This is a genomic window from Variovorax sp. VRV01 (assembly GCF_014852545.1).
Classification (GTDB): Bacteria; Pseudomonadota; Gammaproteobacteria; order Burkholderiales; family Burkholderiaceae_C; genus Variovorax; species Variovorax beijingensis_A.
Window position 1 is genome coordinate 1 of record NZ_JACVBS010000003.1, and the last position, 18,214, is coordinate 18,214.

Below are 18,214 nucleotides of genomic sequence, written 5' to 3' on the forward strand. Positions count from 1 at the left end.
TATCAGGCCGCACGGGGCGCGTTTCGCTCACCCGCGCGCCGCCGCAGTCGCCATAGACGCCGCTGGTGGAGCCGTAGACGAACGCAAGCGGCACGGAGCGCAGCCGCAGCGCGCGCGCCAGCGCGGTGGTGCGCTGGTCCCGCCACCAGGCGGCGCCGCCGTCGCGCGCCGGCGGCGCCAAGTGCAGCACGCGGGTGGCCACGCCGGCCAGGCGGCGCAGCGTAGCCGGATCGTCCAGGTTGCCCACGAGCGGACGGATGCCGGCCGCCCGCAGGGCCGGCACCCGTTCGCCCGATGAAGTGAGCGCCACCAGCTGCAGGCGGCCGCGCAGGCTGCGCGCCACGCGCTGGCCGACGTCCCCGCAACCCACGATCAGCAGGCGTTCGCGGCGAAAGCGCGCCGGCAGCGCGCCGGAAGGGCTATTGATTGAAGGCAAAATCCGAGTTCCTTTCCCTTTTCAGCCAGGCTGAAACAAGCCGAAGAATACCGATGACTGTTGCAGCGCCGCATGAAGCGGGCTTTTCCATCACCGTCGAGCCCAGCGGGCGTCATTTCGTGGTGCATGGCGACGAAACCATTCTCGCGGCCGGCATCCGCCAGGGCATCGGCCTTCCCTATGGCTGCAAGGACGGCGCCTGCGGCTCGTGCAAGTGCAGGAAGCTCTCGGGCGAGGTCGAGCTCGGGCCGCACCAGAGCAAGGCGTTGAGCGCCGAAGAACAACTCGCGGGCTTCGTCCTGACCTGCTGCGCCCATGCCAAGAGCGACGTGGTGCTCGAGTCGCGCCAGGTCACCGAGGCCGGCGCCCTGCCGATCCGCAAGATGCCGGTGCGGGTGCTGGCGCTCACGCGGCTGTCGCACGACGTGATGAAGCTGCGCCTGCAGCTGCCGGCCGGCGAGCCGCTGCAGTTCCATGCGGGCCAGTACGTGGAATTCATCCTGCGCGACGGCGCGCGCCGCAGCTATTCGATGGCCAATGCGCCGCACACGCTGGCCGAGCCGGGCACGGGCATCGAGCTGCACCTGCGGCATCTGCCGGGCGGCAAGTTCACCGACCATGTGTTCGGCGCGATGAAGGAAAAGGAAATCCTTCGCATCGAAGGCCCCTACGGCAGCTTCTTCCTGCGCGAGGATTCCGCCAAGCCGATGATCCTGCTGGCCTCGGGCACCGGCTTCGCGCCCATCAAGGCGCTGCTCGAGCACATGAAGTTCAAGCGCATCGACCGGCCTGCCACGCTCTACTGGGGCGGCCGCCGGCCCGAAGACCTCTACATGGACGCCTGGGTGCGCGATCAGCTGAGGGAAATGCCGAACCTGCGCTACGTGCCGGTGGTTTCCAACGCCACGCCGGAGGACAACTGGACCGGCCGCACGGGCTTCGTGCATCGCGCAGTGCTGGAAGACTTTGCCGATCTTTCGGGCCACCAGGTGTATGCCTGCGGCGCGCCGATCGTGGTCGACTCGGCCAGGCACGACTACGTGGCGCTGGCCGGCCTGCCCGATGAAGAGTTCTTTGCCGACGCGTTCACCACCGAGGCCGACAAGGCGCTGCCCTGATCCCGCTTTCCCTTCCCCCGAGACACAAAAGAATGAAGACGAGACACTTCCTCCTCGCGCTGCTCGCCAGCGCCACGCTGCTGGCCACCGGCCAGGCCGCGGCCCAGCAGCAGCGCCCGATCCGGCTCGTGGTGCCCTATGCCGCGGGCGGCCCGATCGACGTCACGGCCCGCATGCTGGCCGAACGCGCAAAGGACACCCTGGGCCCGATCATCATCGACAACAAGCCCGGTGCGGGCGGCAACATCGGCGCCGACATCGTGGCCAAGGCAGCGCCCGACGGCCTCACTATCGGCATCGCGGCCACCGCTACCCATGCGGTGAATCCATGGCTCTACAGCAAGATCCCGTTCAACGCAGCGACCGACTTCGCGCCCATCACGCAGATGGTGCGCGTGCCGAACGTGCTGGTAATGAACGCGGAAACCGCGCAGCGCCTGAAGATCAACACCGTGGCCGACCTGATCCGCTACGCCAAGGCCAACCCCGCCAAGCTCAACTACGGCAGCGGCGGCAACGGCAGCGCCGGACACCTCGCGGGCGAGCTGTTCAAGAAGCAGGCCGGCATCTTCGCGCTGCACATTCCGTACAACGGCGGCAATCCGGCGCAGCTGGCGCTGCTCTCGGGCCAGGTCGACTTCAACTTCGACAACCTTGCCACGGCGGCGCCGAACATCCGCTCGGGCAAGCTCAAGGCCATTGCCGTCACGACCTTGCAGCGCAGCAGCGCCATGCCCGAACTGCCACCGGTGGCCGACACGCTCAAAGGCTTCTCGATCGATACCTGGTGGGGCCTGGTGGCACCGGCCGGCACGCCGCACGACGTGGTCATGAGGCTCAACCAGGCCTTCGTGGCCGCGCTGAACGCACCGGAAACGAAGACCCGTTTTGCCACGCTGCTGGCCGAGCCCGTGCCCAGTTCGCCCGAGCAGTTCGGCGCGTTCATGAAGAGCGAGCTCTCCAAGTACGAAGCCGTCGTGAAGGCGACCGGCGCCCGGGTCGACTGACCCGCGCGATTATTCGCCCAGGTAGGCGGCCCGCACGCGCGGGTCGCTCAGCAGATCCTTGGCATCGCCCGTCATCGTGATGAGGCCCGACTCCATCACGTAGCCGCGGTCGGCCAGCTGCAGCGCGCGGTTGGCGTTCTGCTCCACCAGCAGGATGGTCACGCCCTGCGCGGCCACGGTCTGGACCACCTCGAAGATCTTGTCGCACATGATCGGCGACAGGCCCATGGTGGGTTCGTCGAGCAGCAGCACCTTGGGGCGCGCCATGAGCGCACGGCCCATGGCCAGCATCTGCTGCTCGCCGCCCGACATGGTGCCCGCGAGCTGGTCCTTGCGCTCGCGCAGGCGCGGGAAGGTCACGAACACGCGCTCCATGTCGCTGGCGATCTCGGCCTTGTCCTTGCGGATGTAGGCGCCGATCTGCAGGTTCTCGGTAATCGTCATGCGCGTGAAGACGCCGCGGCCCTCGGGCACCATCACGAGGCCCTCGCCCACCAGGTCCCAGGCACCGCGGCCCTTGATGTTGCGGCCCAGGAATTCGATGGTGCCCGCGCCCGCCGGCAGCGTGCCGGTGATCGCCTTCATGGTGGTGGTCTTGCCGGCGCCATTGGAGCCGATCAGCGACACCAGTTCGCCTTCGTGGACCTCGAAGTCCACCCCCTTCACCGCCTGGATGCCGCCGTAGCCGACCCGCAGGCCGCTGACCTTGAGCAGCGTCTTGCCGGTGGCGTTGGCCGCAGTCTTCCGCGGAGTTGCAGTTGCCGTTGCCGTCGTTGTGTCTTCTGCGCTCGTCATTGTCGTCGTCGCCATTTCAGTGTCCTCCGGTGCCGAGGTAGGCCTCGATCACCTTCTCGTTCTTCTGCACGTCGTAGGGCGTGCCTTCGGCGATCTGCTTGCCGTAGTCGAGCACGGTGACGCGGTCGCACAGGCCCATGATGAGCTTGACGTCGTGTTCGATGATGAGGATGGTCCGGTCGTCCTTGCGGATGCGGTCGATCAGTTCGCGCAGCAGCACCTTCTCGGTCGAGTTCATGCCGGCGGCGGGCTCGTCGAGCGCGATGAGCTGCGGGTCGGTGGCCAGCGCGCGCGCAATCTCGAGCCGGCGCTGGTCGCCGTAGGACAGCGTGCGCGCCTTGTAGTCGGCGAACTTGCCGATGCCCACATAGTCGAGCAGTTCCTGCGCTCGGTCGGCAATGGCCTTTTCCTCGGCCTTGAACGAACGCGTGCGCAGCATGGCGCCGAACACGCCCGAATGGGTGCGGATGTGCCGCCCCACCATGACGTTCTCGAGCGCGGTCATTTCGGAGAACAGGCGGATGTTCTGGAAGGTGCGCGCAATGCCGGCCTTGGCCACTTCATGCACGGCCGTCGGTTGGTAGGGCTTGCCGGCCAGCTCGAAGCTGCCGCTGTCGGGCGTGTAGAGCCCGGTGATCACGTTGAAGAAGGTGGTCTTGCCGGCGCCGTTGGGGCCGATCAGGCCATAGACCTGGCCGCGCTTGATGGTGATGCCGACGTCGGAAAGGGCCTGCAGGCCGCCGAAGCGCTTGGAGATTCCGCGAACGTCGAGGATGGTGTCTGTCGTCATGTGGATGGCTTCCTTCGGCTCACGGATTGATCGACATGGGACGCGAGGCCGCACCCGGCAGTTCGTCGGCGGGCGTCTCGATGCCCGGCGCGTGGGTCTGCAGCGAACCCGGCGCCACCGGTGCATCGGAAGCCACGCCCTTGCGCTGCAAGGTCTTGCCATGCTCGGGCGAAGGCCAGAGACCGCGCGGACGCACCAGCATGATCACGATCATGGCCAGCGCGATGAAGAGCTGGCGCAGGATGGATGCGTCGAGGCGGCCGTCGGTCATGGCCTGCAGCGGGCCGGCGACGTAGCGCAGCACCTCGGGCAAGGCGGCCAGCAGCACGGCGCCGAGAATCACGCCCGGCAGGTGCCCGATGCCACCCAGCACCACCATGGCAACGATCATCACCGACTCCATGAGGCTGAACGATTCGGGCGAGACGAAGCCCTGGAAGGCCGCGAACATGGCGCCCGACACGCCGCCAAAACTGGCGCCCATGCCGAAGGCCAGCAGCTTCATGTTGCGGGTGTTGATGCCCATGGCCTTGGCGGCGATCTCGTCTTCGCGGATGGCCATCCAGGCGCGCCCGATGCGCGACATCTGCAGGCGGTGCGAAATGATGATGGTGGCCACCACCAGCGCAAGGAACAGGTAGTAGTAGAGCGTGACCGACGAGATCGTGAAGCCGTCGAACTTCCACGCCTTGCCGAGGTCGAGCCCCCAGAACTTGATGGAGTCGATGGCTGTGATGCCCTTCGGCCCGTTGGTGATGTTGATCGGCTGGTCGAGGTTGTTCAGGAACACCCGGATGATTTCGCCGAAGCCCAGCGTCACGATGGCCAGGTAGTCGCCGCGCAGCTTGAGCGTGGGCGCACCGAGCAGCACGCCCAGCATGCCGGCCACCACGAGCGCCAGCGGTATCACGATGAGCAGCGAGGTGTGCAGCCCGTTCGGAAACATGGCCTTGAACCACGGAAAGGTTTCCGACAGGTGCGACGAGCCCATCAGCGCGAACAGGTAGGCCCCGATCGCAAAGAAGGCCACATAGCCCAGGTCGAGCAGGCCGGCGTAGCCCACGACGATGTTCAGGCCGAGCGAGAGCATCACGTAGAGCAATGCGATGTCGGCGATGCGCACCCAGGCGTTGCCCTGGCTCTGCAGGAAGATCGGCAGTGCGAGCACCGCGACGACGCCCAGGATGTAGAGCGCGAGGTTCTTGCTGTTTTTCATGGCGTGCTGCTCCTCAGGCCCGATCCGCCACACGCTCGCCGAGCAGGCCCGAGGGCCGCAGCGTGAGCATGACGATCAGCACGATGAACGCGAAGATGTCGCTGTAGTTGCTGCCCAGCACGCCACCCGTGAGGGCGCCGATGTAGCCGGAGCCGATGGCCTCGATCAGCCCGAGCAGGATGCCGCCGACCACCGCGCCGGCCAGGTTGCCGATGCCGCCGAACACCGCCGCGGTGAAGGCCTTGAGGCCGGGCAGGAAGCCCATCGCGTGCTGCGCGATGCCGTAGTTGGAGGCGTACATGACGCCCGCGATGGCCGCGAGCACGGCACCGATGATGAAGGTGGCCGAAATGACCATGTCGGGCCGGATGCCCATGAGCGCCGCGACGCGCGGGTTCTCGGCGGTGGCGCGCATCGCGCGGCCGAGCTTGGTGTAGTTGACCAGCCACATCAGCACCACCAGCGAGAACGCCGTGACGCTCAGGATCATGACCTGCGTGGGCGAGATCACCGCGCCGCCCACCTCGATGGGCGTGGTCGACAGCAGGTTGGGGTACGCCTTGTTGGTGGGCTTCCAGATGATCATGGCCAGCGTCTGCAGCAGGATCGACATGCCGATGGCCGTGATGAGCGGCGCGAGCTTGGGGCTGTTGCGAAGCGGCCGGTAGGCGACCTTCTCGATCACGAAGTTGAGCGTGGCCGCAACGATGCAGGCAATGATCAGCGCGATGATGAGGACCAGCCAGCCAGGCGTGCCGGGCATCGACTCCTTCATGAGCCCGATGATGGTCCAGCTCGTGAGCGCCCCCACCATCAGCACTTCACCGTGCGCAAAATTGATCAGATTGATGATGCCGTACACCATGGTGTAGCCCAAGGCTATCAAGGCATACATGCTGCCCAGGACCAGACCGTTGATGATCTGCTGCAGCAATATTTCCATAACGCGTTCCCTATTTGTTGCACCGTTGCGGGGTGCTGTTCACCCACCTTGGCACCGGTTTGGCACCTTGGCTTGATAAGCAAAAAACCAGCCAACATGTGCCGCCGGCTGATTTGTGGGCGGGATTGTAAGCACCCACCAGCGCCGATTTGGTGCGCCTTGCCCGGGGTTTACCCGCTCATGCCATGCTGTATGCGAGTGAAGTCATGCATGGGGTACGCGCATGGTGAAAAAGGCGTATCACTCCTCGCGCTGGCCGTTCAGGCGGCGCAGTTCGCGCAGTTTTTCCGCGATGCGGATTTCGAGCCCGCGCTCGACGGGCTGGTAGAAGACCTGGCCCTCCAGGCCATCGGGCAGGTAGCGCTCGCCCGCGGCAAAGCCGCCCTCCTCGTCATGCGCGTACCGGTACCCCTTGCCGTAGTCGAGGTCCTTCATGAGCTTGGTGGGCGCGTTGCGCAAGTGCATCGGCACGGGACGCGTGCTGTCCTTCTTGATGAGCGCGCGCACGGCGTTGTAGGCGGTGTAGACCGCGTTCGACTTGGGCGCCATCGCCAGGTAGACCACGCACTCGGCCAGCGCGAGTTCGCCCTCGGGCGTACCCAGGCGTTCGTACACCTCGGCGGCGTCGAGCGCGAGCCGCAGCGCACGCGGATCGGCCAGTCCGATGTCCTCGCTGGCCATGCGCACCAGCCGGCGCGCCATGTAGCGCGGATCGGCGCCGCCGTCGAGCATGCGCACGAACCAGTAGAGCGAGGCGTCGGGGTCGCTGCCGCGCACCGACTTGTGGAGCGCGCTGATGGTGTCGTAGAACTGCTCGCCGCCCTTGTCGTAGCGCCGCATGCGCTCGCCGAGCACGCGCAGCAGCCACTCGTCGGTGATGTGGCCGAGCTTTTCGGCGCGGGCCGCCACGGCCAGCGTCTCGAGCGTGTTGAGCAGGCGCCGCGCATCGCCGTCGGCATAGGCGACGAGCCGGTCGATGGCCGTGTCCTCGATGCCCGGCACCGCCTGGATGGCCTGCGCCTTGGCCACGATCTGCTTGAGGTCGGCCTCGGTGAGCGGCTGCAGCACGTACACGGCCGCACGCGAAAGCAGGGCCGAGTTGACCTCGAAAGAGGGGTTCTCGGTGGTGGCGCCGATGAAGGTGAACAGGCCCGACTCCACATGCGGCAGGAACGCATCCTGCTGGCTCTTGTTGAACCGGTGCACCTCGTCGACGAAGACGATCGTGCGCTGCTGCTCCAGGCCGTCGCGCGCGGCCGTGGCGCGCTCGACCGCATCGCGGATGTCCTTGACGCCGCCAAGCACGGCGCTGATGCTGAGGAACTGCGCATCGAAGGCATCGGCCATCAGCCGCGCGATGGTCGTCTTGCCGGTGCCGGGCGGCCCCCAGAGGATGCAGGAATGCGGCTGCCCCGATTCGAAGGCAATGCGCAGCGGCATGCCCGGCCCCAGCAGGTGCTGCTGGCCGATGACCTCGCCGAGCGTCTTCGGACGCAGGCGCTCGGCAAGGGGTTGATGCGAACTGGTGGCCAAACCTGCGGTGCGCCCGATGGCTGCTATTGCTTGATGACGTCGGCGCCGGCGGGCGCCTTGAATTCGAACACGCTGGCAGGCAGCGCCGGATTCACCTCGACCTTGCTGAACTTGAGCACCGAGCGCTGCCCGAAGCTGTCAAGAATTTCGAGCGCCGCCAGCGCATCGCCCTGGAAGCCGACCTGCACATTCTGCAGCTGGCCGTCCTTGTTCTTCGGCGTGGCCTTGACCCACTGCAGGCCGTCGCGCTCGGGCGCGGCCTCGAGCGTGAAGTCGGCCTGCAGCGCGCGCAGGTCGGGTGCCGCGGCAATCAGCGCAGCGGGCGTCGAGCCCAGCGCCTGCGACTGGGCACGCTGCGTGACCTGGTTCAGGTCGGCGTCGTAGAGCCACAGCGTCTTGCCGTCGGCCACGATGCTCTGGGCGAAGGGCTTCTGGTAGTCGAACTTGAACTTGCCGGGCCGCTGGAATTCGAAGGTGCCGGTGGAGGTCTTGGTGCGGCCGGCCTGCCCGTCGCGCGGCGGCGCCGTCACGGTCTGGGTGAACTCGGCACGGCCCGACTTGACGGTCTTCACGAAGGCCTCGAGGCTTTCAAGACCGCCGGCCCAGGCGTTGGCGGAACACAGGAGGCCGATCAACAGCCAATGGCGAATTTTCAATTGGGGTTCCTCGGAAAAGCGATGGCGTCGGCACGACCATACCCCGCTGCGCGTTGCGCCATGCGCGGGGCTTCATGAAGTTTTGCAACGTTATTGCAGCTTTTGCAAAGTGGCTGTCAGTGGGTAACGCCCAGGTGCGCAGGCATGGGCCGGCTATTCGGCGCGCGCCGGCACCAGGATCTCGCGCTGGCCGCTGCCGCTCATGGCGCTGACCAGGCCGGCCTTCTCCATGTCTTCCACCAGCCGGGCCGCACGGTTGTAGCCGATCTTCAAGTGGCGCTGCACCAGCGAGATGCTGGCCTTGCGGTTCTTCAGCACCACCTCGACCGCCTGGTCGTACATCGGGTCCTTCTCGGCATCGCCGCCCTCGCCCAGCATGTCGCCGTCGCCGTCGACCGTGCCGCCTTCGAGCACGCCTTCGATGTAGTCGGGCTCGCCCTGGCTCTTGAGGTAGGCCACCACGCGGTGCACTTCCTCGTCGCTCACGAACGCGCCGTGCACGCGGATCGGAAGGCCCGTGCCGCTCGGCATGTAGAGCATGTCGCCCATGCCCAGCAGCGCCTCGGCGCCCATCTGGTCGAGGATGGTGCGGCTGTCGATCTTGCTCGACACCTGGAATGCGATGCGCGTGGGAATGTTCGCCTTGATGAGGCCGGTGATCACGTCGACGCTGGGCCGCTGCGTGGCAAGGATCAGGTGGATGCCGGCCGCGCGCGCCTTCTGCGCGAGGCGGGCGATCAGCTCTTCGATCTTCTTGCCCACTACCATCATCAGGTCGGCCAACTCGTCGATCACCACCACGATGTGCGGCTCGCGCTTGAGCGGCTCGGGATCGTCGGGCGTGAGGCTGAAGGGGTTGTAGATGAACTCCTCGCGCGCCTTGGCTTCGTCGATCTTGGTGTTGTAGCCGGCCAGGTTGCGCACGCCCAGCTTGCTCATGAGCTTGTAGCGGCGCTCCATCTCGGCCACGCACCAGTTCAGGCCGTGCGCGGCCTGCCGCATGTCGGTGACCACCGGTGCCAGCAGGTGCGGAATGCCTTCGTAGACCGACATTTCGAGCATCTTCGGGTCGATCATGAGCAGGCGGACGTCGCGTGCCTCGGCCTTGTAGAGCAGCGAGAGGATCATCGCGTTGATGCCCACCGACTTGCCCGAACCGGTGGTACCGGCCACCAGCACGTGCGGCATCTTCGCAAGGTCGGCCACCACCGGGTTGCCGATGATGTCCTTGCCCAGGCCCATCGTGAGGAAGGACTTGCCTTCGTTGTAGACCTGCGAGCCGAGGATTTCACTGAGCTTGATCGACTGGCGCTTGGCATTCGGCAGCTCGAGCGCCATGTAGTTCTTGCCCGGAATGGTTTCCACCACGCGGATCGACACCAGCGAAAGCGAACGCGCCAGGTCCTTGGCCAGGCCGACGATCTGCGAGCCCTTGACGCCGGTGGCCGGCTCGATCTCGTAGCGCGTGATCACCGGGCCCGGCGACGCCAGCACGACGTGCACCTCGACGCCGAAGTCCTTGAGCTTCTTCTCGATCATGCGCGAGGTCATCTCGAGCGTGTCGGCCGAGACCGTTTCCTGGCGCGCCTGCGCGGCGTCGAGCAGGTCGACCTGCGGCAGCTTGCTGTCGGGCAGTTCCTTGAAGAGCGGCTTCTGGCGCTCCTTGACCACGCGGTCGCTGCGGGGCACCTCGGTCATCGCGGGCTCGATCTGCACCGGCGGCGACGCCGCGCGGCGCTTCGGGCGCGGCTCGATGCGCAGTTCTTCGTCGCCGTCGGCATCCATCGGCTCACCGCCGGCCGCTGCGCGCGAGAACGGCAGGTCTTCTGCCTCGGCGCGCTCGCGCGCGGCCTGCTTGCCCATGGCGATGTCGGCCGCCATCTCGCGCTTTTCGCGGCGCGACTCGAACAGCGAGTAGGCCCGCGCGCCGATGCGTTCGGCGATCTGGCTCCAGGAGAAGCGGAACACCAGCGCCGAGCCGATCACGCCGGCGGCGATGGCCACCAGCGCCGAGCCGGTAAAGCCCAACCAGCGCACGCTGGCGGGCCCCACCAGGTAGCCCAGCACGCCGCCGCCCGAGCCCGGCAGGTGGGACTCGAGCCGATACAGGCGCGACCATTCGAGCACCGCGCTCGCGCACAGCAGCAGCACCAGGCCGAACCAGAAAGCCAGGCGGCTGCGGTTGAAGCGCCCGCGCACCGGCTGCTCGGCCGGCGCAGCCTCGCCGCCGCGCAGCCAGTTGGCCAGCGACGAGAGCCATGCCCGCAGGCCCGCCGCCAGGCACCACCAGACCGAATAGCCCGCCAGAAAATAGCTGCCGTCGGCCAGCCAGGCGCCGATGCGGCCACCCCAGTTCTTGATCTCGCCGCCGGTGCCGGAGGTCGACCATGCCGCATCGGAGGGCGTGAAGCTCAGCATGGCCAGCAGCCAGAACAGGAGCCCCGCAAAGCCCGCCACCAGCGTGATCTCGTGGGCGAAGCGCATGGCGCGCACGCGCACCGGTTGCCCCTCGGCGGCAGAAGAAGATTGAAGTGTATTGAGCGAATAGGTCATGAAAAACGCGGCACCCAATCCTTCGAAACGGCGGCTGGATGCCTGAACACTACAACAAAAGGGTGCGGCCGCCTGAAGCGCCGGACCCGGCGGCTCAAGCCAGGGACAAGAGCCGGTCCTTGACGATCATGGAGCCGTCGTCCTGGGTCTGGACAAATCCGCGCTCCTCGAGATCCTTCATCACGCGGCTCACCATTTCGCGCGAGGCGCCCACCATTTTCGCGAGATCCTGGCGCGAGATCTTGTCGCGCACCTTCAGGTTGCCTGCCCCATCGTCGATCGCGAACTCGAGCAGCGAACGCGCCACGCGCCCATAGACGTCCATCAGCGCGAGCGACTCGATCTTGCGGTCGGCATGGCGCAGGCGCTGCACCAGGCCGCGCATGATGTTGTAGGCCATCGAGGAGTTCTCGGGCAGGCAGCGCGCGAACGCGTCCCGGTCCAGCATGAGGACGTCGCATTGGATCTCCGTGCGCACCGTGGCCGAATGGGGCTCGTCGTCGATCAGGCTCATCTCGCCGATGTAGTCGCCGGGATGCAGCGTGGCAAGGATCACCTCACGCCCGCGGTTGTCGGCGCTCGTCACGCGCGCGCGTCCGGTCAGGATGATGTAGAGCGCGTCGGATTTCTTGCCCTGCTCGACAACGACCTCGGCCCGCTTGAAGCGCTTCTTGATGATCGCATCCGCAATGCTTGCAGACTGCGAGGACGTGAGCGAGGCAAACAGCGGAACGCGCCGCAGCAACTCAAGATTGGACAGCATCGACATTTATCAATCCCTGATACGGCGTGCGCAAGCTCGTCCATGGTCGGGCCCGATGGATTACTACAATCGCGCGCATTGAAAACACCGTGCACCCGGTGTTGAACCGAGCGGTGATACTCCACATATATCGCTACCACCCTGAAAATGTACACGCTGAAGCAGCGCAAATCCTAGGTTTTCCACTCATGTCCGCTCCCCAACACGCCAAGGTCTTGATTCTGGGCTCCGGCCCGGCCGGCTACACCGCCGCCGTCTATGCAGCCCGCGCAAACCTCCAGCCGCTGCTCATCACGGGCATTGCCCAGGGCGGCCAGTTGATGACGACCACCGAGGTCGACAACTGGCCCGCGGACGTGCACGGCGTGCAGGGCCCCGAGCTGATGCAGCGTTTTCTCGAGCACGCGGAGCGCTTCAAGACGCAGATCGTCTTCGACCACATCAACAAGGTCGACCTCGGCAAGCGCCCGTTCACGCTCACCGGCGACAGCGGCACCTACACCTGCGATTCGCTGATCATCGCCACCGGCGCTTCCGCCAAGTACCTCGGGATCGACTCGGAACAGAAGTTCATGGGCCGCGGCGTCTCGGCCTGCGCCACCTGCGACGGCTTCTTCTACCGCGAGCAGGAAGTGTGCGTGATCGGCGGCGGCAACACCGCCGTCGAGGAAGCCCTGTACCTAGCCAACATCGCGAACAAGGTCACGCTGGTGCATCGCCGCGACAAGTTCCGCGCCGAGCCCATCCTGATCGACAAGCTCATGGAAAAGGTCGCCGAGGGCAAGATCGTCCTGAAGCTGCACAACGAACTCGACCAGGTGTTGGGCGACGACACGGGCGTGACGGGCATCCGGATCAAGAACACGCAGAGCGGCGCCACCGAGCAGATCGACCTCAAGGGCTGCTTCATCGCCATCGGCCATCACCCCAACACCGACATCTTCCAGGGCCAGCTGGAAATGAAGGACAACTACATCCTGACCCGCTCGGGCCTGCAGGGCTTTGCCACGATGACCAGCATTCCGGGCGTCTTTGCCGCCGGCGACGTGCAGGACAACGTGTACCGCCAGGCCATCACGAGCGCCGGCACCGGCTGCATGGCCGCGCTGGACGCCCAGCGCTTCCTCGAGCAGGACGGTACGCTTTAGGCGGGTGGCCCCAAAAGGGCTATAATCCGAGGCTTTGCCGAAATAGCCCCTTTCACGAGGGGCCGAGCATCCGGGCAAAGCCGGGGTACCGCCACCCGTTTTCTGGCGAGGTCAAGCTGCAAAACACCTGCAATCCGCCAAGATTGGCCACGATTGCATCGGTGCCAGCTGTTCAAGAAAGAGTGTCCTCATGGCACGCGTATGCGACGTAACGGGCAAAGGCCCGATGGTCGGAAACAACGTTTCCCACGCCAACAACAAAACCAAGCGCCGGTTCCTGCCGAACCTGCAATACCGCCGTTTCTGGGTCGAGACCGAAAACCGCTGGGTTCGCCTGCGTGTTTCGAGCGCCGCACTGCGCCTGATCGACAAGAACGGCATCGACGCCGTGCTCGCAGACCTGCGTGCACGCGGCCAAGCTTAAGGAGCTGAATCATGGCAACGAGCAAAGGCGGACGCGAAAAGATCAAGCTGGAATCCACCGCGGGTACCGGCCACTTCTACACGACCAGCAAGAACAAGAAGACGATGCCTGAAAAGATGTCGATCATGAAGTTCGACCCCAAGGCACGCAAGCACGTCGAATACAAGGAAATCAAGCTGAAGTAATTCGGCCCGATTTCCCCAGCAAAAAACCCGCTGCTCACCCAGCGGGTTTTTTGTTGCCTGTCGAATGCCACATGCGGCAGGCACAAAAAAGCCGACCCCGAGGTCGGCTTTTTGATGGGCGAAGAGGGCTTGCTGCCTGCTCGCTCAGGCGCGTGCAGCGCGCAGGCGGGTCGAGAATTCGCGCAGGCCGGCGATGCCGCTGGCCTCCGCGCGATGGCACCAGGCCGCCAGATCGGCCGCCAGCTGCTCGCGCGACTGCGAAGTGTTGAGCCAGAGCTGGCGCAGCTCTTCGCGCATGGTGACCATCTTGTCGATCACCGGGTGGGCAGCGCGCGCCTGCACGAGGTGCGAGCGGGCCGATGCCGGCACCTTGTCGTCGTCGCGATGAAGCCAGTTCTTGGCCGCCTTGAGCACCGAGATGTCGCCGCCCTTGGTCTTGAGCGCAGCCAGTTCGGCCTTGGTGACACGGCGCATCTCGCGGGCATAGCCGGCCATGACTTCATAGCGGTTGGCAATGACAGCCTCGAGCGTCTTCTCGTTGGCCACGGGCTGGATGTCGCCCATCTGCATCTTCGGCGGCACCTTCTTGACCTTGGCCCAGCCGATCTTCTGCATCATCTGGATGTAGACCCAGCCGATGTCGAATTCGTACTTCTTGACCGAGAACTTGGCCGAGGTGGGGTACGTGTGGTGGTTGTTGTGCAACTCTTCGCCGCCAATGATCAGGCCCCAGGGCGAGACATTGCGGCTGGCGTCCGGCGCCTCGAAGTTGCGGTAGCCCCAGTAGTGGCCGATGCCATTGATGATGCCGGCCGCGGTGATCGGGATCCACAGCATCTGCACGGCCCAGACCGTCAGGCCGAGCGCGCCGAACAGCGCCAGGTTGATGACCAGCATCAGGCCCACGCCTTGCCAGCTGTAGCGGGTGTACAGGTTGCGTTCGAGCCAGTCGTCAGGCGTGCCGTGGCCGTAGCGCTCCATCGTTTCCTTGTTCTTCGACTCGGCGCGATACAGCTCGGCGCCGCGCCACAGGACTTCGTCGATGCCCTTGACCTGCGGGCTGTGCGGATCTTCTTCGGTTTCGCACTTGGCGTGGTGCTTGCGGTGGATGGCCACCCATTCCTTGGTCACCATGCCGGTGCCGAGCCACAGCCAGAAGCGGAAGAAATGCGAAGGAATCGGGCCCAGATCCATGGCCCGGTGCGTCTGCGTGCGGTGCAGGAAGATCGTGACCGCAGCGATCGTGATGTGCGTGGTGACGAGCGTGTACAGCACGACTTGCCACCATGTGAGGTCCCACAAGCCGTTGCCGAGCCAGTCGATGGCCGCGCTCAAAACGGCAGAGTCAGGAATCAACATTGAATTAGGTGCTCCATGGCCACACGAAGGTGCAGCCTTTCAGTTAACCCGCGATTTTAAGGTGGCAGGGCCAAAAAGAGGCCTTTTGCCCTTTCACAAATGCGCAGATTTACCCTAGTTTGGAGTGCCGTGCCTATTTGCGGTTCCACACCGCCGCAAAGAAACCGTCCGTGGCGTGGCGGTGCGGCCACAGCCGCAAATAGCGGCGCCCGTCCGTTCCGCCCGCGCAGAGCGCCTCGAAACCCTCCACCTTGAGGCCCTGCAGCAGTTCCGCGGCGTCCTGGGGCACGAAATCGGGGTTGGCGGCGCTGAAAGCCTCGGCAATGGCCTCGTTTTCCTCGGGCAGCACGCTGCAGGTGGCATAAACCAGCCGTCCGCCCGATTTCAGCAGGCGTGCCGCGCTTTGCAGGATGGCGGCCTGCTTGACCGTCAATTCCTCGACCGATTGGGGCGACTGGCGCCATTTCAGGTCCGGATTGCGGCGCAGCGTGCCCAGGCCCGAGCACGGCGCATCCACCAGCACCCGGTCGATCTTGCCGGCAAGGCGCTTGATGCGGTCGTCCCGCTCGTGCGCAATGGCAGCCGGATGAACGTTCGACAGCTTGCTGCGCGCGAGCCGCGGCTTGAGCGCGTCGAGCCGGTGGGCCGAGGTATCGAAGGCGTAAAGCCGGCCGGTGTTGCGCATGGTCGCGCCGATGGCCAGTGTCTTGCCGCCGGCGCCGGCGCAAAAATCGACCACCATCTCGCCTCGCTTGGCATCCAGCAGCAGCGCGAGCAATTGGGAGCCCTCGTCCTGCACCTCGACGGCGCCGCGGGCGAAGGCGTCCAGCTTGGTCAGCGCGGGCTTGCCCTCGATGCGCAAGCCCCAGGGCGAGAACGGCGTTGCTTCCGATTTGATAGCAGCTTTCGCAAGCTCCGCCTTCACCTCGGCGCGCTTGTCGGTCAGGGCGTTGACGCGAAGATCGAGCGGCGCGGGCTGCTGCAGGCTTTCGACCAGGGCCCAGAAACCGTCGCCCAGCTGGGCCTTGAGCGGTCCCACCAGCCATTCGGGCAGGTTGTGGCGATGGCGTTCGAGCAGATCGTCCGGCTTGACGGCATCGCAATTGTCGAGCCAGCGCTTTTCAGTGTCGTTGAGGGCGCTCTTCAGAAAGTCGCGCGGGCCATGAAAGCCCAGGATCGCCATGCGGCGCTCCTTCGAACCACTGCCCGAGGGCGAGAGATGGTCGAACAGCAGCTTCTTGCGCAAGACGGTGTAGACGGTCTCGGCAAGCGTGGCGCGCTCGCGCGGGCCGAACTCGCGGTGGTCGCGGAAAAAGCGCGAAACGACCTGGTCGGCCGGGTGATCGAATTTCAGGACAAGGCCGACCAGATCGGCGGTGGCCTCCAACAGGGCTTTGGGGTGCATGCCCCGATTGTCTCAGCCGGGCGGCCTGCTACGCCGTGCGCGTCCAGATCGCCCCGAAAGCCTGCCGCTCGATTTCGGCCAGGGTGGGCGAATGGCCGGCCCAGAGCACCAGCGCCGCGCCCGGCAGGCTCACCGTCTGTTCGAGTTGGCGGCAAAGCTGCCAGCGGTCGCCGTCGTCCAGCCCCGGCAGTTCGACGAACACGACATAGGCCCGGCGCCACGGAAACTCGCGCAGGTTCTTGCGCACCAGCCAGGCCCGCGAAATGGGCAGGCAGCGCGCGAGGTCGGCCCGCAGTTCGCCCAGCTCGTGGTCGCTCAGGTCGTGCCGGGCGATCTGGCTGAAGAAGGGCGTCTCGGTGATCTCTTCCCAGGCGCGGGCTTCGGCTTCCTCGGCCTCCTTCAGGCGGCCGCGCCACAGCTTGAGCGCTTCCTCGTCGTGCATTCCTGCATCGGGGTCCTCGAGCGCGGCCACGGCATTTTTTGCGGCCCACCACCGGCTCGCCGCGCTGGCGCCGTACAGGCGCTCGAGCACGGCCAGGCGCGCCGCGCGGTCGCGCAGGGGCAGCATCTGGGCCAGCCCGCGCAGCGCGCCGGAGTGCTCGGGCGCGACCTGGAGCGCGCGCTCATAGCGGGCACGCACCGGGGCGGCCGGATCGAGCCGGCGTTCGGCATCCGCCCACTCCACCAGCTCGTCGGGCGTGTTGCGCTCTCCCCGCGCCGCGAGCAGCTCGACGCGCTCGCGGAGGCGCGAACGATGCGCGTGGTGCTGCTTCCAGTCGCCGGCATGGGCGCGGCGCCATTGGTTGTCGAAATGCGCGATCCACCTGGCGCTGTCGGCCAGCATGCCCAATGCCGGCTCGGCCGACCACGGCGGCACCACGGCCTTCTGGCCGAGCGCCTCGAGCCGGTCGCGCAGCACCGGATGAGTGTCGTCCAGATCGCTGACGCGCCGCATGGCGTCGCGCAGGGCCTGGCGCGCGAATTCGGCGTCCGGCGGCGTGGCGGCACGCTCCCTCAGGGCTTCGAAGGGACCGGGCGGCTGCGGCTCGCGTTCGGCGCGCGCCCAGTGCGAGGCCCAGAACTCATCGGCATACCAGCTGGCCTTGATGGCTATTTCGGTCAAGGCGGCCGCGGCCACGGGCGTGCCCAGCAGGCGGCCGGAGATGCGGTCGGCTTCGTATTCGTCCTGCCGCGCGAGCGCGAAGGTCCGGGCTGCGAAGCGCGGAAAGTACCAGCGGAAGAACGCCTGCGACACCAGCGCCATCACGCCTTCGTCGCGCTGCAGGCTCGCGTCCAGCTTCAGCCACGAAAGGCGCGTGCGGTAGATCCAGGCGCTGAGCTTGCCGTGGTTGCCGCGCAGGTGCCCATACTCGTGCGCGAGCACCGACAGCAGCCGCCGCCGGTCCAGCATCATGAGCAGCGGCAGCCCGATGCTGAGGGAATTGACCGCCCCGCCGAAGAGCCCGAAACGCGGCACCTGCCGGATGCTGGCATTGAACTCGTCGTCGAGATAGACGCGATGGACCGGCGGCCCCTTGATCTTCTTGCGGATGCGCTCGAGCGCCTCGAACAGCGCCGGCGCATCCGCACGAGAAAGCTCGCGCCCTTCGGGTTCGTCGAACCGGACCCAGAGCGCGCGCAGCGTGGCCCAGAGCAGGCCCAGGGCGAACAGCAGCAGCCAGCCGCGCGTGAAGCTGAAACGCCCGCGTCCGGCAGCCAGCGCGACCCAGGCGATGATGCCGACGGAAAGCGCAAGGCAGGCCAGCACCCAGAGATAGCCGAGGGCGGCAAAGGCCGCGACGCCGCGCCGGTAGCGCGCGCTGTGGTCCGCGCTGGCATGCTCGCTCAGCCTGACGAGGTGAACAAAATCAGCGCGATCCATC

Annotated in this window: 17 protein-coding genes; 5 read left to right on the forward strand and 12 right to left on the reverse strand. The window is 66.1% G+C overall.

The window, feature by feature from the left end:
• The coding region (locus tag IB278_RS06250) for an NAD-binding protein (protein WP_192322995.1) at positions 1–436 on the reverse strand (436 nt) is incomplete at its 3' end.
• Between the two features lie 53 nt (positions 437–489).
• Between IB278_RS06250 and IB278_RS06255 the strand changes: the two genes are divergently transcribed.
• Together IB278_RS06255 and IB278_RS06260 are read left to right on the forward strand one after the other, a co-directional pair.
• The gene (locus tag IB278_RS06255; RefSeq protein WP_192322996.1) at positions 490–1,554 is read left to right on the forward strand and encodes a CDP-6-deoxy-delta-3,4-glucoseen reductase; all 1,065 of its coding nucleotides are present in this window, start codon (positions 490–492) and stop codon (positions 1,552–1,554) included.
• A 32-nt stretch (positions 1,555–1,586) separates the two neighbouring features.
• Positions 1,587–2,561, forward strand: coding sequence for a Bug family tripartite tricarboxylate transporter substrate binding protein (locus IB278_RS06260; RefSeq protein ID WP_192322997.1), 975 nt, complete (start codon positions 1,587–1,589; stop codon positions 2,559–2,561).
• A gap of 9 nt (positions 2,562–2,570) precedes the next feature.
• On the opposite strand, the gene IB278_RS06265 is transcribed toward IB278_RS06260, so the two are convergent.
• The 8 genes from IB278_RS06265 to IB278_RS06300 all read right to left on the reverse strand — a co-directional run bounded on the left by IB278_RS06265 (position 2,571) and on the right by IB278_RS06300 (position 11,816).
• Positions 2,571–3,356, reverse strand: a complete 786-nt coding sequence (locus IB278_RS06265; RefSeq protein ID WP_145742000.1) for an ABC transporter ATP-binding protein — start codon at positions 3,354–3,356, stop codon at positions 2,571–2,573.
• Between the two features lie 16 nt (positions 3,357–3,372).
• Positions 3,373–4,146 (reverse strand): ABC transporter ATP-binding protein, encoded by a 774-nt coding sequence (locus IB278_RS06270; protein ID WP_124957304.1) that lies wholly within the window; start codon positions 4,144–4,146, stop codon positions 3,373–3,375.
• Positions 4,147–4,165: 19 nt separating this feature from the next.
• A complete protein-coding gene (locus IB278_RS06275; RefSeq protein ID WP_145741256.1) occupies positions 4,166–5,362 on the reverse strand; it encodes an ABC transporter permease subunit in 1,197 nt (398 codons plus the stop codon).
• 13 nt (positions 5,363–5,375) lie between these two features.
• The gene (locus tag IB278_RS06280; RefSeq protein ID WP_145741254.1) at positions 5,376–6,305 is read right to left on the reverse strand and encodes a branched-chain amino acid ABC transporter permease; all 930 of its coding nucleotides are present in this window, start codon (positions 6,303–6,305) and stop codon (positions 5,376–5,378) included.
• Positions 6,306–6,545: 240 nt separating this feature from the next.
• Positions 6,546–7,838, reverse strand: a complete 1,293-nt coding sequence (locus tag IB278_RS06285; RefSeq protein ID WP_145741252.1) for a replication-associated recombination protein A — start codon at positions 7,836–7,838, stop codon at positions 6,546–6,548.
• A 23-nt stretch (positions 7,839–7,861) separates the two neighbouring features.
• Positions 7,862–8,494, reverse strand: coding sequence for an outer membrane lipoprotein chaperone LolA (gene lolA, locus IB278_RS06290; RefSeq protein ID WP_145741250.1), 633 nt, complete (start codon positions 8,492–8,494; stop codon positions 7,862–7,864).
• 153 nt (positions 8,495–8,647) lie between these two features.
• A complete protein-coding gene (locus tag IB278_RS06295; protein WP_145741248.1) occupies positions 8,648–11,047 on the reverse strand; it encodes a DNA translocase FtsK in 2,400 nt (799 codons plus the stop codon).
• Between the two features lie 94 nt (positions 11,048–11,141).
• Positions 11,142–11,816 carry a Crp/Fnr family transcriptional regulator gene (locus IB278_RS06300; RefSeq protein WP_018903175.1) on the reverse strand — a complete coding sequence of 225 codons (675 nt, stop codon included), beginning with the start codon at positions 11,814–11,816 and terminating at the stop codon, positions 11,142–11,144.
• A 182-nt stretch (positions 11,817–11,998) separates the two neighbouring features.
• Here IB278_RS06300 and trxB point away from each other — a divergent pair, with 182 nt between their 5' ends.
• The 3 genes from trxB (at position 11,999) to rpmG (ending at position 13,567) form a co-directional block, all read left to right on the forward strand.
• Positions 11,999–12,958: a thioredoxin-disulfide reductase gene (gene trxB, locus IB278_RS06305; RefSeq protein WP_012746430.1), complete on the forward strand. Its 960-nt coding sequence runs from the start codon at positions 11,999–12,001 to the stop codon at positions 12,956–12,958.
• A 190-nt stretch (positions 12,959–13,148) separates the two neighbouring features.
• On the forward strand, positions 13,149–13,382 hold the full coding sequence (gene rpmB / locus IB278_RS06310) for a 50S ribosomal protein L28 (RefSeq protein WP_007830293.1): 234 nt from the start codon (positions 13,149–13,151) through the stop codon (positions 13,380–13,382).
• Between the two features lie 11 nt (positions 13,383–13,393).
• Entirely contained in the window at positions 13,394–13,567 is a 174-nt protein-coding gene (gene rpmG, locus IB278_RS06315; RefSeq protein WP_007830291.1) for a 50S ribosomal protein L33, read from the forward strand.
• 144 nt (positions 13,568–13,711) lie between these two features.
• Here the strand turns inward: rpmG and IB278_RS06320 are convergent, their stop codons facing one another.
• The 3 genes from IB278_RS06320 to IB278_RS06330 all read right to left on the reverse strand — a co-directional run bounded on the left by IB278_RS06320 (position 13,712) and on the right by IB278_RS06330 (position 18,213).
• Entirely contained in the window at positions 13,712–14,926 is a 1,215-nt protein-coding gene (locus IB278_RS06320; protein ID WP_145741246.1) for a fatty acid desaturase, read from the reverse strand.
• Between the two features lie 133 nt (positions 14,927–15,059).
• Positions 15,060–16,331, reverse strand: coding sequence for an RsmB/NOP family class I SAM-dependent RNA methyltransferase (locus tag IB278_RS06325; protein WP_192322998.1), 1,272 nt, complete (start codon positions 16,329–16,331; stop codon positions 15,060–15,062).
• Positions 16,332–16,359: 28 nt separating this feature from the next.
• A complete protein-coding gene (locus tag IB278_RS06330) occupies positions 16,360–18,213 on the reverse strand; it encodes a M48 family metalloprotease (protein ID WP_145741242.1) in 1,854 nt (617 codons plus the stop codon).
• Position 18,214 lies beyond the last annotated feature (1 nt).